This window comes from Streptomyces sp. NPDC059371, from assembly GCF_042751995.1.
Lineage (GTDB): Bacteria > Actinomycetota > Actinomycetes > Streptomycetales > Streptomycetaceae > Streptomyces.
Genome location: NZ_JBHYXD010000014.1, coordinates 105,983 through 119,725, shown reverse-complemented (window position 1 = coordinate 119,725; position 13,743 = coordinate 105,983). Strand labels below are relative to the sequence as shown.

Annotated in this window: 13 protein-coding genes; 5 read left to right on the top strand and 8 right to left on the bottom strand. The window is 67.5% G+C overall.

All coding sequences use genetic code 11. The features are described from left to right. Positions 1–144 precede the first annotated feature (144 nt). The 4 genes from ACFXGX_RS11355 (at position 145) to ACFXGX_RS11340 (ending at position 4,038) form a co-directional block, all read left to right on the top strand. The gene (locus tag ACFXGX_RS11355; protein ID WP_384233224.1) at positions 145–1,125 is read left to right on the top strand and encodes an ABC transporter permease; all 981 of its coding nucleotides are present in this window, start codon (positions 145–147) and stop codon (positions 1,123–1,125) included. A gap of 70 nt (positions 1,126–1,195) precedes the next feature. After that, positions 1,196–2,233 carry an ABC transporter ATP-binding protein gene (locus ACFXGX_RS11350; RefSeq protein ID WP_384788176.1) on the top strand — a complete coding sequence of 346 codons (1,038 nt, stop codon included), beginning with the start codon at positions 1,196–1,198 and terminating at the stop codon, positions 2,231–2,233. A 26-nt stretch (positions 2,234–2,259) separates the two neighbouring features. Then, positions 2,260–3,306, top strand: coding sequence for an ABC transporter ATP-binding protein (locus ACFXGX_RS11345; protein ID WP_384788173.1), 1,047 nt, complete (start codon positions 2,260–2,262; stop codon positions 3,304–3,306). A 255-nt stretch (positions 3,307–3,561) separates the two neighbouring features. Further along, the gene (locus tag ACFXGX_RS11340; protein WP_384788170.1) at positions 3,562–4,038 is read left to right on the top strand and encodes a hypothetical protein; all 477 of its coding nucleotides are present in this window, start codon (positions 3,562–3,564) and stop codon (positions 4,036–4,038) included. Between the two features lie 183 nt (positions 4,039–4,221). Here ACFXGX_RS11340 and ACFXGX_RS11335 read toward each other — a convergent pair whose 3' ends face one another. Genes ACFXGX_RS11335 through ACFXGX_RS11325 form a run of 3 tightly spaced genes read right to left on the bottom strand, consistent with a single transcriptional unit; the run spans position 4,222 to position 5,579 of the window. Continuing rightward, the gene (locus ACFXGX_RS11335; RefSeq protein ID WP_384788167.1) at positions 4,222–4,620 is read right to left on the bottom strand and encodes a VOC family protein; all 399 of its coding nucleotides are present in this window, start codon (positions 4,618–4,620) and stop codon (positions 4,222–4,224) included. Positions 4,621–4,623: 3 nt separating this feature from the next. Next, on the bottom strand, positions 4,624–5,136 hold the full coding sequence (locus ACFXGX_RS11330; protein ID WP_384788164.1) for a DinB family protein: 513 nt from the start codon (positions 5,134–5,136) through the stop codon (positions 4,624–4,626). A gap of 53 nt (positions 5,137–5,189) precedes the next feature. Continuing rightward, positions 5,190–5,579 (bottom strand): VOC family protein, encoded by a 390-nt coding sequence (locus ACFXGX_RS11325; protein WP_384788161.1) that lies wholly within the window; start codon positions 5,577–5,579, stop codon positions 5,190–5,192. Positions 5,580–5,733: 154 nt separating this feature from the next. Here ACFXGX_RS11325 and ACFXGX_RS11320 point away from each other — a divergent pair, with 154 nt between their 5' ends. Continuing rightward, positions 5,734–6,468 (top strand): class I SAM-dependent methyltransferase, encoded by a 735-nt coding sequence (locus ACFXGX_RS11320; RefSeq protein ID WP_384788158.1) that lies wholly within the window; start codon positions 5,734–5,736, stop codon positions 6,466–6,468. A 193-nt stretch (positions 6,469–6,661) separates the two neighbouring features. Here ACFXGX_RS11320 and ACFXGX_RS11315 read toward each other — a convergent pair whose 3' ends face one another. The 5 genes from ACFXGX_RS11315 to ACFXGX_RS11295 all read right to left on the bottom strand — a co-directional run bounded on the left by ACFXGX_RS11315 (position 6,662) and on the right by ACFXGX_RS11295 (position 12,982). Continuing rightward, positions 6,662–7,822 carry an ABC transporter ATP-binding protein gene (locus ACFXGX_RS11315; protein WP_384788155.1) on the bottom strand — a complete coding sequence of 387 codons (1,161 nt, stop codon included), beginning with the start codon at positions 7,820–7,822 and terminating at the stop codon, positions 6,662–6,664. Positions 7,823–7,835: 13 nt separating this feature from the next. Then, a complete protein-coding gene (locus ACFXGX_RS11310; protein WP_384788152.1) occupies positions 7,836–8,897 on the bottom strand; it encodes an ABC transporter ATP-binding protein in 1,062 nt (353 codons plus the stop codon). 9 nt (positions 8,898–8,906) lie between these two features. Then, positions 8,907–9,887: an ABC transporter permease gene (locus ACFXGX_RS11305; RefSeq protein WP_384788149.1), complete on the bottom strand. Its 981-nt coding sequence runs from the start codon at positions 9,885–9,887 to the stop codon at positions 8,907–8,909. Between the two features lie 95 nt (positions 9,888–9,982). Continuing rightward, complete coding sequence (locus ACFXGX_RS11300; RefSeq protein ID WP_384788146.1) at positions 9,983–11,791, bottom strand: ABC transporter substrate-binding protein; 1,809 nt, start codon at positions 11,789–11,791, stop codon at positions 9,983–9,985. Between the two features lie 156 nt (positions 11,792–11,947). Beyond that, a complete protein-coding gene (locus tag ACFXGX_RS11295) occupies positions 11,948–12,982 on the bottom strand; it encodes an ABC transporter permease (RefSeq protein WP_384788143.1) in 1,035 nt (344 codons plus the stop codon). Positions 12,983–13,743 lie beyond the last annotated feature (761 nt).

Genomic DNA, 13,743 nt, shown 5'->3' with positions numbered 1-13,743 from the left:
GCTAGTCTGGTCTTCGCTACTTGAGATTTAGGTTTATATCTCTGCGGGGCGGGGGGCGGGCTCAGCGCCCCCCCCCCCCCCCACCGGCCCTCCCCCCTTCACGCCCCCCCGGCGACGGCGCCCCGTCCGGAAAGTCACGCCCCCATGTCCCGCTTCCTCGTCCGCCGAGTCCTCGGCGCACTGGTCATCCTGCTGATCATCAGCGCCATCACGTTCGGTCTCTTCTACGCCATCCCACGTGACCCGGCGATGATGTCCTGCGGCAAGAACTGCACGCCCGACGTGCTCGCGCAGATCCGGCACAACCTGGGCATCGACCACCCGGTCCCGGTGCAGTACTGGTACTGGCTCAAGGGTCTGTTCGTCGGGCGGGACTACGCCGGCTTCGGGAACTGCCCCGCGCCCTGCCTCGGCTACTCCTTCGCCAACAACGAGCCCGTCCTCGGCACGATCCTGGACCGTCTGCCGACGACCATCTCGCTCGCGCTCGGCGCGGCCGTCGTCTTCCTGATCTTCGGCGTCGGCACCGGCATGCTGGCCGCGCTCAAGCAGGGCAAGTTCCTGGACAAGTTCGCCAGCTCGGCCTCGCTGTTCGGTTCCTCATTGCAGATCTACTTCGTCGGCTACGTGGCGATGTTCTTCCTGGTCACGAAGCTCGACCTCTTCGCTCAGCCGTCGTGGACGCCGTTCACCGACGACCCGGTGGCCTGGTTCTCCGGTCTGCTGCTCCCGTGGCTGACGCTGGCGGTCATCTTCACGGCCAACTACACCCGTATGACCCGCTCGCAGCTCGTCGAGCAGCTCAGCGAGGACTACGTCCGCACCGCACGGGCCAAGGGCCTGTCACGCGCGAACGTCTTCTTCCGGTTCGCCTGGCGCGGCGCGATGGGCCCCATCGTCACGGTCTTCGGTATCGACCTGGGCACCCTGATCGGCGGCGCGATCATCACCGAGTCGGTCTTCAGCCTCCAGGGCATCGGCCGCCTCGCGGTGGACTCCGTGTCGAAGAGCGACCTGCCCATGCTGCTCGGCGTCACCATCCTGTCCGCCGGCGCCATCGTCCTGTTCAACATCGTCGTCGACGCCGTCTACGCCCTCATCGACCCGCGGATCCGGCTCGCCTGACCCCGGCGCCCCGCCGCCGTCCCCCGCCGAACCGCAAGCTACCCCTCGCATCACCCCCAGGAGCGTCCCCGTGACGAGCACCGATCAGCAGCCCTTCCTGTCCGTCAGGGATCTCAAGGTCCACTTCTCCACCGAGGACGGCGTCGTCAAGGCCGTCGACGGTCTCACCTTCGACCTGGCCAAGGGCAAGACGCTCGGCATCGTGGGCGAGTCGGGTTCGGGCAAGTCCGTCACGAACCTGACGATCCTCGGTCTGCACGACCGTGAGCGCACGGCCATCGACGGCGAGATCCTGCTGGACGGCAAGGAGCTGCTGACCGCCTCCGAGCGGGAGCTGGAGCGGCTGCGCGGCAACAAGATGTCGATGATCTTCCAGGACGCGCTGGCCTCGCTGTCGCCTTACCACACCATCGGCAAGCAGATCGGCGAGACGTACCGCAAGCACACCGGTGCCTCCAAGAAGGAGGCCCGGGCGCGGGCGATCGAGATGCTCAAGCGCGTCGGCATCCCGCAGCCGGACGTCCGGGTGGACGACTACCCGCACCAGTTCTCCGGCGGTATGCGCCAGCGCGCGATGATCGCCATGGCGCTGGTCTGCGACCCCGAGCTGCTGATCGCGGACGAGCCGACCACCGCGCTCGACGTCACCGTGCAGGCCCAGATCATGGACCTGCTCAAGGACCTCCAGCAGGAGTTCGGCACCGCCATCATCTTCATCACCCACGACCTCGGCGTCATCGCCGACATCGCGGACGACGTGCTGGTGATGTACGGCGGCCGGTGCGTGGAGCGGGGCACCAAGAAGGAGGTGCTGCGCGCGCCGCAGCACCCCTACACCTGGGGCCTGCTGGGCTCGATGCCGAGCCTGGACGGACCGGTCGACGTGCCGCTGTCGCCGATCCCCGGCTCGCCGCCCTCGCTCCTCAACCCGCCGTCGGGCTGCCGCTTCCACCCGCGGTGCACCTTCGCGGAGAAGGTCACGGACGGCCACTGCTCCACCGAGCAGCCGCCGCTCCAGGTCACGGACGGGCGCGGTGCCGCCTGCCACCTCACGGCGGACCAGCGCCGCGACTTCTTCGCCGACCTCGCCGCGACGCGGTCGCACTGACGTAACTGAGACGGGACTTCACGATCATGAGCAACACGAACCCCCTCCTGGACGTCACCGGACTGACCAAGCACTTCCCGGTGATGGGCGGCTTCCCCTTCAAGCGGAAGATCGGCGCGGTCCAGGCCGTGGACGGTCTCGACTTCCAGGTCGCCGAGGGCGAGAGCCTCGGTCTGGTCGGCGAGTCCGGCTGCGGCAAGTCGACGACGGGCCGGCTGGTCACGCGTCTGCTGGAGCCCACCGGCGGCACCATCAAGTACCGCGGCCAGGACATCACGCACGCCGGCCGCAAGCAGCTCGCGCCGGTCCGCTCCGAGATCCAGATGATCTTCCAGGACCCGTACGCCTCGCTGAACCCGCGGCAGACGGTCGGCAAGATCATCTCGGGTCCGATGGAGATCAACGGGATCAAGACGCCCGGCGGCCACGAGAAGCGCGTACGTGAGCTGCTGGAGACGGTCGGTCTCAACCCCGAGCACTACAACCGCTTCCCGCACGAGTTCTCCGGCGGACAGCGCCAGCGCATCGGAGTGGCCCGCGCGCTCGCCCTGGAGCCGAAGCTGATCGTCGCGGACGAGCCGGTCTCGGCGCTCGACGTCTCCATCCAGGCGCAGGTCGTGAACCTGCTCCAGGAGCTCCAGCGGGACCTGGGCATCGCGTTCCTGTTCATCGCGCACGACCTCGCGATCGTGCGGCACTTCTCGCAGCGCGTCGCGGTGATGTACCTCGGCAAGATCGTCGAGATCGCCAACCGCGAGGACCTGTACGAGAACCCGCGCCACCCGTACACCCGCGCGCTGATGTCCGCCGTCCCCGAGGCGACCGCGGACGACGTCCCGGCCCGTGAGCGCATCCTGCTCACGGGTGACGTCCCCTCTCCGCTCAACCCGCCGTCGGGCTGCCGGTTCCGCACCCGCTGCTGGAAGGCGACGGAGAAGTGCGCGACCGAGGCTCCGCCGCTGGTGCAGATCTCGGGCAGCAACGACGGCCACCTGACGGCCTGCCACTACCCGGAGACGACGGAGACCGTTCCGGCCCAGCGTCTCGCGAAGAACCCCGAGGCAGCGGTCTGACACACCCCTTTTCGTCAGCCGCCACCTTCAGGAACCGACTTTCCAGGCCCATTGACCCGAGCCCATGAACGCCGGTTCCAGGGGAACGAAGGCCCGCACTTCCCGGTGCGGGCCTTCTCTCGTGCAGAGGGGCTGCGATATGCGAGCCCGTGGCTCTGATCTACCTCAGATCCCTTCCGTTGTCGGGTTCATGTCGGAGAGGATCACGGTCGAACGCACTGACCATGCGCCGCAGAGAAACGGGTGGATCAATACGTGAAGAGCATCAAGAAGTTCGGGATGGCCATTGGAGCAATGGCGCTCGGATTCTCGCTTCTGGGACCGGTGTCGCCTGCACAGGCCGCGTCCGGAGGCACCACGTTTCATCTCGTCAACCAGGCCACTGGGAAATGCCTCCAGATGAACTGGAAGGACGAGAAGCTCACCCAAGCCACGTGTAAGAACACGAAGAAGCAGTGGTGGGGCCATGTGGGCGGCCAGCTCTACACGGAGTACAACCGCGACGCGTGGTGCATGGCGCACAGCGGCAGGGAAAAGCCCGTGTACGCCCGCATGTGCACGAGTTCACAGAACTGGGTGTGGACGAGCCTCCACAACAACGCCAAGACGTCGGTCGCTTCACCGCAGTGCGGCTACCTCAAGGTGGTCGGCAGTGATGTGAAATGCGGTAAGAGGACTGGGGTTGGGAGCGAACCCGGTCGGAAGAAGATGACCTGGATCATCAAGTACTGAGTCCTTCGATCTGCCGGCCGACGGCCGCATGCGAACCCGAAAGGCCCGTGCTTCTGCCAAAGAAGCACGGGCCTTCCGCATGTCGGGGCTACCCGCCTTTCCCCCAAGGCATAGATCACGCGAAGACACAGACAGTGACCGAATCTGAGGGAATGCGGCGGCGAACGCCGTGACCAGTTTCGGCTAGCCCAACTCCAAGTCCCCGCGCTCCATGCAGAATTCGTTGCCCTCGGGGTCCGCGAGGAGAACCCAACCGCTGCCGTCGGGGCGGATGTGGTCCGCGACGCGGCGGGCGCCGAGGGAGATGGCGTGTTCGACCTCGTCGTCGCGGGTGCGGCCGTGCGGGGTCAGGTCGAGGTGGACGCGGTTCTTGACCGTCTTGCCCTCGGGGACCCGCACGAACAGAAGCGTCGGGCCACCGGCCGGGTCCTCGATCACCGCCTCCGGGTCACCGGGCTTGTCGTCGTCGTTCAGCGGCCGGCCGAGCAGCCGGCTCCAGAACAGCCCGACATCGTAGGGATCACCGGAGCAGTCGAAGGTGATCGTGCGGATGGTGGGGTGCGACAACCGTGCTTCTCCCATGGTCTAGTCTCCCGTCCGGCCGTCGGCCAGTTCGCGCAGGATGTCGAGGTGGCCGTTGTGGCGGGCCGTCTCCTCCACGAGGTGGAGGACGATCCAGCGGAGGTCGACGTGGGTGCCGTCGCGCCCCGCCCGCTTGGCCTTGGTGTCGAGGTCGTGCTCGGCCACCAACGTGCGGTAGCGGGCGCTCTGTTCCTCGTACTCGCCGAGAAGCTGGGCGAGCGGGAAGTCGACGGCGATTCGCATCTCGCGGTCGGGGTCCTCGTCCGTCCAGGGCCCCTCGTCCTCCTCGCCCAGGAAGACCACCTGGAACCAGTAGTACTCGACCCAGCGCAGATGGTTGATCAGCCCGCTCAGAGTCATCAGCGGCGACCCGGGCAACGGAGCCTTGCGGGCGTCCTCGGCCGAAACGTCCTCGCACTTGGCGCGGGCGGTGGCACGGGCGTAGTCGAGAAAGGTGGCCAACTGGGAACGCTCGTCCCAGTCACTGGGCCTGTCCGTACGTGTCTGTGAAGTCATCGGGGTGAAGCATCCCGGCCGGGCCCGTTCGATGTCGAGCGATTAAAGCTCCGCTACTCCTCCCGCCGGGCCACGAGTTCGGCCTCGAAGCCGTCCGGGTCCTCCAGGTAGGCGGCGTAGTGGGCGGGGCCGCCCGCGTGGGGGTGGGCTTCGGGGAAGAGGAGGGTCCAGCCGTGGTCCGGGGCCTCGGTGACCAGGGTGTCGAGTTGGGCGCGGCTCGGCACGTGGAAGGCGAGGTGGTTCAGTCCGGGACGCAGACGGTCGTGGCGGTCGGCGGTCAGGGCTGGGGACTGCTCGAAGACGAGGTAGGTCTCCCCCAGCCGCCAGCTCCGGCCGTCCGGCCAGTCCTGGTACGGCGTGTATCCGAGCCGCTCCAGCAGCCAGCCCCAGGAGCGTACGGCCCGTCCCAGATCCGGTACCCACAGCTCGATGTGGTGCAGCATCTCGTCCCGATCCTCGTCTGCGGTGTCGGAGCCCGGCGAACCCCGGCTCCCCTTTCCCGTCCCCTCAACCTGCCATTCTTTCCCCATCACTTGCTCACCCGTTCCTTTCCGATCAGTGGTTTCGTGCGGCCGCCGGGGCTGAGAGACTGCTGTGATGGCTGACCGATCGTTCAGTGACGTCTCACTCGCCGCCTTGTACGACACGCTGAATCCATGGGGTCCGAGCGACGACTTCTACCTGGATCTGGTGATGTCCGCGCGGTCCGTGCTCGATGTCGGATGCGGGACGGGACGCTTGCTGGCGCGTGCCCGGGAGACCGGTCACGGGGGGCGGCTGTGCGGGCTGGATCCCGCCGCGGCCATGCTGGTGCAGGCGCGCGGGCAGGCGGACGTCGAGTGGGTGCTCGGGGACCTCGGATCGGTGCGCTGGGAGGGGGAGTTCGACCTCGTCGTGATGACCGGGCACGCGTTCCAGGTGCTCGTCGGCGACGAGGAGGTGCGCTCCGCGCTGGCCGCCGTACGGCAGGCTCTCGGCGACGGCGGGCGGTTCGTCTTCGAGACCCGCAATCCCGCCGTCCGGGCGTGGGAGGGATGGCGGCCCGAGCGGGCGCGCGAGGTGAGCGACGCGCACGGAGATCCCGTACGGGTGCGGCACGAGGTCGAGACGCCGGTGCTCGGGGACCGGGTGACGTTCAGCGAGACCTTCGAGCACCCGCGCTGGGGGTGGCCGCGGGTCAGCCGCAGCACGCTGCGGTTCCTGGGCGCGGACGCCTTGCGGACGTTCCTCGGCGAGGCCGGGCTCGTCGTGCACGAGCAGTACGGCGACTGGGGGCGCCGGCCGCTCACCCCCAGCGCCCCCGAGATCATCACGGTCGCGGGCCGGGCCTGACCGCCCCGGCGGCCCACTGGGCCGTGGCAGCCCCTCGGCCGGTGCAGGGCGCCCCGCGCGCGGTACCGGACCCCTGCCCGCCCGAGGCGGCCCCCGGGCGTCCGAACGGGCCCGTGAGCGGTCCGCGGCCCGTGAAAGGGAGCGGGGCCCGCGCCGTCCGGCCGCGGGCCCCTCCTCGGTACGGCGGGCCGTCCTAGCCGGCCTCGGGGGCGTCCTCCAGGGCCACCAGGGCCGGGTCCAGGATGATGTCCTCGTCGCGGGCCTCGGTGGTCGGCTCCTCCGGGAAGTGGCAAGCCGTCAGATGGCCCTCACGGTTGCCCGCGATCCGGACGAGCGGCGGTTCCTCGGTCGCGCACTTGTCCTGCGCCTTCCAGCAGCGGGTGCGGAAGCGGCAGCCGGAGGGCGGGGAGATGGGCGACGGCACGTCACCCGCGAGGCGGATGCGCTCCCGCGGGGGCTTGTCGGACTCCTCCAGTTCGACCTCGGGGACCGCGGAGAGCAGGGCGTGGGTGTAGGGGTGCCGGGGCCGGGTGTAGATGGAATTCCGGTCGCCGACCTCGATCACCTTGCCGAGGTACATGACGGCGACGCGCTGCGAGAAGTGCCGCACCACCGCGAGGTCGTGGGCGATGAACAGGAACGCGATGCCCAGTTCCCGCTGCACCTCCTGGAGGAGGTTGACGACCTGCGCCTGGATGGAGACGTCCAGTGCGGAGACCGGCTCGTCGGCGACGATCAGCTTCGGCTCGGACGCCAGCGCGCGGGCCACACCGATGCGCTGGCGCTGGCCGCCGGAGAACTCGTGCGGGAAGCGGTTGTAGTGCTCGGGGTTCAGTCCCACGATCTCCAGCAGTTCACGGACCCGCCTCTCGCGACCGCCCGCCGGGTTGATCCCGTTGATCTCCATCGGCGCGGAGATGATCTTGCCGACCGTCTGCCTCGGGTTCAGCGACGAGTAGGGGTCCTGGAAGATCATCTGGATCTCGGAGCGGACCGGCGCCAGTTGCCTGCGGCCGGCGTGGCTGATGTCCTGGCCGCGGTACGAGATGGTGCCGCCCGTCGGCTCCAGCAGGCGGGTGATCAGGCGTCCGGTCGTGGACTTGCCGCAGCCCGACTCCCCCACCAGGCCGAAGCTCTCGCCCACGTGCACCGTCAGGTCGATGCCGTCCACGGCCTGCACCGCGCCGATGGTGCGCCTGATCGGGAAGCCGCCCTTGACCGGGAAGTGTTTGACCAGGTTCTCGACCACGAGCAGCGGCTCGCCGGAGCCGTCACCGGCGCGCGGAGCGGGCAGCGTGGCCGTGCCCGCCGTGACGTCCTTCTCGACGTCTTCCTTCGCGACGTCTTCCTTCATCTCGCTGTTCTCCCTACCGCAGCCGGGGCTTGATCTGCTCGATGAAAATGGTCTGCTTCTGCTCGGCCGTGAGGTGGCAAGCGCCTCCCCGGCCCGCCGGCAGCAGCGGGAGTTCGTCCACGCACCGCGCGCCCCCGACCTCGCCCCGGAAGGTGCAGCGGGGGTGGAACCGGCAGCCCGACGGCGGCCTCAGCAGCGACGGCGGCGCGCCGGGGATGGGCGCCAGCGGCGTGTCGAGGTCCGAGTCCAGGCGCGGCATCGAGTTCAGCAGGCCCCAGGTGTAGGGGTGCTGGGGCGCGCGCAGCACCTCGTTCACCGTGCCGCGTTCCACCGCCCCGCCCGCGTACATCACCATGATGTCGTCGGCCATGTCCGCGATGACGCCCAGGTCGTGCGTGATGAAGATGATGGCCGAGCCGAACTCCTGCTGGAGGTTCTTCAGGAGGTCGAGGATCTGGGCCTGCACGGTGACGTCGAGCGCGGTGGTCGGCTCGTCCGCGATCAACAGGTCGGGGTCGCAGACCAGCGCCATCGCGATCATCGCGCGCTGGCGCATACCGCCGGAGAACTGGTGCGGATAGTCCTTCGCCCGTTCCTTGGGATGGGGGATGCCGACCTTGCCGAGCATCTCCACCGCGCGGTCCCAGGCGGCCTTCTTCGAGGCGCCGGTGTGCTTCCAGAACGGCTCGGCGATCTGCCGGCCCACCGTGTAGTACGGGGAGAGCGCCGTGAGCGGGTCCTGGAAGATCATCGCGGCCTTGTTGCCGCGCACCTTCTCCAACTCCGACTCGCGGGCGGTGATCAGCTCCTGGCCGTCGAGCACGATCTCGCCCTCGATGGTCGTGAACATCGGGTTGTGCAGGCCGAGGATCGTCAGGTTGGTCACCGACTTGCCGGAGCCCGACTCCCCCACGATGCCGAGGGTCTGGCCCCGTTCGAGGTCGAAGGAGAGCCCGTCGACGGCCTTGACGACGCCGTCCTCGGTCTTGAACCGGACGTACAGGTCGCGCACCGAGAGGAAGGCACCCGAGCCCGCCGGGGCGCCGGCGCCCGATTCCTTGGTCAGAGTGGTCACGGATTGCTCCTAGGACAGCCGCACGCGCGGGTCGATGAAGGCGTAGCAGGCATCCACGATGATGTTGAACAGCAGGATCATGGCGGCGGAGAAGAGCATCACGCCCAGCAGCAGCGGAAGGTCGCTGAAGAAGACCGATTCCACGGCGAGTTTGCCGAGGCCGGGGAGTCCGAAGGTGTACTCGGTGATGATCGCGCCGCCCAGCAGCGAGCCGAGGTCGATGCCGAAGATGGTGACGATGGGGATCAGGGATCCGCGCCAGGCGTAGCGGAAGAAGACGTACTTGCGCGACATGCCCTTGGCCCGGGCGGTGCGGACGTGTTCCTCCTGAAGCTGCTCGATCATCGACGAGCGCGCCATACGGGTGTACTGCGAGGCGAAGATCGTGGACAGGATCACCCAGGGGATGATCAGTCCGGTGAACCAGCTCAACGGGTCCGCGGTGAAGTCGTTGTAGGCGGGCTTGTCGAAGAGGTGGCTCTGGTAGACGAGGGCGGCCAGCGCCAGCGGGCCGAGGAAGTAGATCTGCATCGAGCTGAGCACCATCGCGCCGGCGGTCACCGTCTTGTCCACGAGCGTGCCGCGCTTCCACGCGGCGAGCATGCCGGTGCCCAGACCGACGAAGAGGAAGCAGACCGCGGCACCCAGCGTCAGCGACACCGTGGTGGGCAGGCGGTCCATCAGCGTGCCCCAGACCTCTTCATTGGTGTGGTACGAGTACCCGAAGCAGGGCGCGGGGCACGGACCCTGGTCGAAGCCGTTGCTGCCCAGCACGAGGTTGTGCAGGAAGATCCAGTACTGCTCCGGGATCGACTTGTCGAGGCCGAGCACGTGATGGATGTTCGCGAGGTTGGCAGGCGTGCATGTCTTGCCGCACATCAGCAGGCCCGGGTCCCTCGGCATCCCGAAGAACAGCAGGAACGCGACGATACTCAGCAGGAAGAGAATGACGGCGGCGCCGAGTGTCCGGCGAATGAGGAAGCGCAGCATGGCAGGGGCAGCTCTCAGACGTCAGCGGGCCCGGCGGGGCCCGGCGCGTCCGCCTCGCTGAGCGGTGAGCGCGCCGGGCCCCGTCAGAGCGACGGTTACTTGACGAACAGGCGACGCGGGTCGACGCCGCCGATCACGTCGTCGTAGACCAGGCCGCCGACCTTGGAACCGGCGACCTGGGTCTGCTTGTAGTAGCCGGTCGGGACGACGTTGACGACGTCCTTGACCAGGTACTGGTCGACCTTCTCCCACTCGGCCGCGCCCTTGACCGGGTCGGTGATCTTGTTGATGCGGTCGATGTCCGCGTTCACCTTGGGGTCGTTGACCTGCGAGTAGTTCTGCGCGCCGTCGGCGATCGCCCGGCCGTCGTACAGCGGCGGGATCACGGTCGAGGCGGACGGCCAGTCGGCACCCCACGCGGTGTGGAAGATGTCGTAGTTGTTGTCCAGCTTGCTGACCTGGTCGTAGTAGGTCTCGGCCGGGATCTCCTGGCGCTGGACGTCGAACCCGGCCTTCTTCAGACCCTCGGCCATGGCGGTGGAGTACTGCTGGCCCTCGGGGGTGTTGATGTAGCCGAAGGTCAGCTTCATGCCCACCTTGCCGGCCTTCTTCAGCAGGGCCTTGGCCTTGACCGGGTCACCGGCCGGCTTCTTCTTCTTGCCCCACGGGTCGAAGGAGGCGTCGTAGCCGCTGACGGTCGGGCTGATGAGGCCGCCGGCGACCTCCATCGCGTCGGTGCCGCCGTAGGCACGCACGAACGGCGTGATCGGCAGGGCGTAGGCGATGGCCTCGCGGATCGTCTTGTCCTTGAGGGCCGGGTGGCTCAGGTTGATGTTCATCTGGCCGACGTAGGGCTGGAAGCCCGAGACCGTACGGGACTTCATCTTCGGGTCGCCGAGGACCTTGGAGAGGTTGCCCGCGTCGACCTGGTTGTTGAAGCTGAGGCCGGCCTGGTCGGCGCCGGTGTCCGCCAGCAGCGTCTTGGTGGACGTCTCGTACTGCTGGTTGAACGTGATGTTGAACTTGTCCACGTACTGGTGACGGATCGGGTCGGTCTTCGGGTCCCAGTTGGTGTTCTTCACGAGGACCATCGACTTGCCGGACTTGAACGACTCGATCTTGTACGGGCCGGTCGTGACGGGCGCCCGGTCGTACTTCGTCTTGGTGTCACCCTTCGCGGAGACGATCGCGTAGCCCGCCATGGCGAGGGCGTACGGCAGGTCGGGGTGCGAGGTCTTGAACTTGAAGACGATGGTTTTGTCGTCCGGCGTCTGCAGGACGCTGTCCGGCAGGTGCTTGCCCTTGTAGGGGCCGTCCTTCAGCAGCTTGCGGTAGTCCGCGCCCGGGGTGTCGGCGAGCCACTGCTGGATGTAGGGCGGGCCCTGGTTGATGAACGGGGCGAAGAGACGCTCGACGGTCTGGCGGACGTCCTTGGACGTGATCGCCTGGCCGTTCTCGAACTTGATGCCGTCCTTGAGCGTGTACTTCCAGGTCTTGCCGCCGTCCGTCGTGGTGCCGGAGTCGGTGGCGAGGTCGCCGACGATCTCGTGCTTGGAGCCGTCGTCGCTCGTGGCCTTGTAGCCGGTCAGGCCACGGTGGATCAGCGTGGCCAGGGAGCCCTCGTCGGAGACGTAGATCTGGCCCGGGTCCAGGTGCGCGTAGCTGTCACGCTGGAGGACCTCCATCGTGCCGCCGCTCTTCGCGCCCGGTACCTCGGCCGCGGGACCGGTGGAGTCGGCCGCGTCGCCGAACTTGATCGACTGCTGCTGCCGCTGCGCGTTCTCCTTGTCCCTCTTGTCGTCGTTCCCCTTGTCGCTGCCGCCCTTGCTGCAACCGGTGAGCACGAGAGCTCCCGCCGCGAGCACTGAGATTGCGGCGTATGCGTGGCGTCCGCCCCTACTCATCACTCAGATTCCTACCCATCTGTTGTCACCGGTGCGAACAAGTGCACCTGTGGTGCCGCTGAGTTGCGGTCTGCGGTCTTCGAACCAGTGATCTGACATTGAGGTGCTGTGGAGGTGCCGTTCGAGATCGGGGCGAAGGCGCCCACAACTCTTTGGTCAGCGAGCCGTCTTGGGATCGAAGGCGTCCCTGACCGAATCCCCGAGCAGGTTGAACGCGACGACAAAGATGATCATCGAGACGCCCGGGAAGAACATGTAGGTGATGTCGTTCTGGAGCACGAGTTCCGTCGAGGCCTTGGAGAACATCTGTCCCCAGTCGGGCGTCGGTTCGACGATTCCGACGCCGAGGAACGACAGGCCCGCCTCGATCGTCACGAAGTTCGGGAGCAGGTAGGTGGTCTGCACGAGGAGCGGTGTCACCACGTTGGGCAGGACCTCCTTGCGGATGATCCGCCAGGGGGACGCCCCGCTCACCTTGGCCGCTTCGATGAACTCCCGTTCACGCAGGGAGAGTGAGGTTCCCCGTAGGATGCGGCCGAGACTCATCCAGCCGAGGAACCACTGGACGACGATCAGCGCGACCACACGCACATAGGTCGGGGTCTCGTCGCGCGGACTCACGAAGAGCGAGACCACGACCGGCATGCTCGCGATGAAGAAGAGCTGCGAGGGGAAGGCCAGCAGGAAGTCGATGACGCGGCTGATGGCGTAGTCGGCCCTCCCGCCGACGTAGCCCGCGGTGACTCCCAGCAGGATGCCGGTGATCACGACGGTGACCGTCACCGCCACGGAGATCATCAGCGAGGTGCGGATGCCGAAGATCAGTTTGGTGAAGACGTCATAGCCGTTGCCCGGCTCCAGGCCGAACCAGAACTCGCTGCTGATACCGCCGTTGGGCTGGAGCGGCACGCCGGCGCTGTCGAAGAGCTCGGGACGTTCGTCCGCGTACACCGTGTACGGATTCTTGCCGTACAGCTTGGAGATCAGCGGGGCGAGCAGCCCGACCAGGAAGAAGAACCCCACGACGTAGGCGGAGACGACCCCCGAGCGGTCCCGTTTGAAACGGGTCCACATCAACTGGCCGGGAGACCGGCCGACGAGCTGGTCACCCTCGGGTTTCGTGGTCGCCGCCTGCCCGCCGTGCACGACGACCGGTTCCGCGCCGTCCTCAGTCTCGATAGGACTCGTCACAATTCGCCCATTCCGCAAGTGTGGGTGTGCCGTACCCGGCCGCGCCGGTCCGCCGGAGCGGATCAGGCCGTGCCGAGTCGGCGGCCGTCACCTGGCGTGCCCGGCCACCGTTCGGTTCAGAAGAGACGTCGATCGCCCGAAGTCGCCCGGAAGTCCCAGCGGGACGCGCGTAGGTGAAACCACGTCACGGTCCGTCGGGCCGGGCACAGGCGCCGGCCCCGCGTCAGTACGCGGTGGCGCGGATCAGGGTTCGGAACTCCGCGCCGTCGTCGCGGACCGCGGGGGACGATGTGACCCACAGGGCGTTGATGACACCGCACATGGGTACCTCCTCATGACTCAACCGGTGCACGGACAGGAGGGGTACTGGTTGACCTCCGACACCCCTGACGGAGGATCAAGTACCCCACTGTGCTCGTGAGTCGACGCTGTCCCCACAGCGCATGACCCATTGACCCGAGCGTTACGCGGCTAACTATGTGACATGAGCCAGATAACCGACCACAGCCTTTAGGTCTCGGTTCCATCACAGCTGCCGCGTACATCTTCCGTTATCTGGACAAAATGATCTGCGGGAGAAGCCCCCGAAACGGACGTGTTACATGCGTATCGGTCTGGGCACACCGCATTTCGGACACAGGAGGGCGGAAAACGGGTGGCAAAAAGCCCGGGTGCCCCCCATGCGGGGTGCCCCGGGGGGGGGGTTGGGGGGTAGAGGAGCGGAGGGGGGTATCGGTGAGTGAGACTGGGACGGTGTGTGT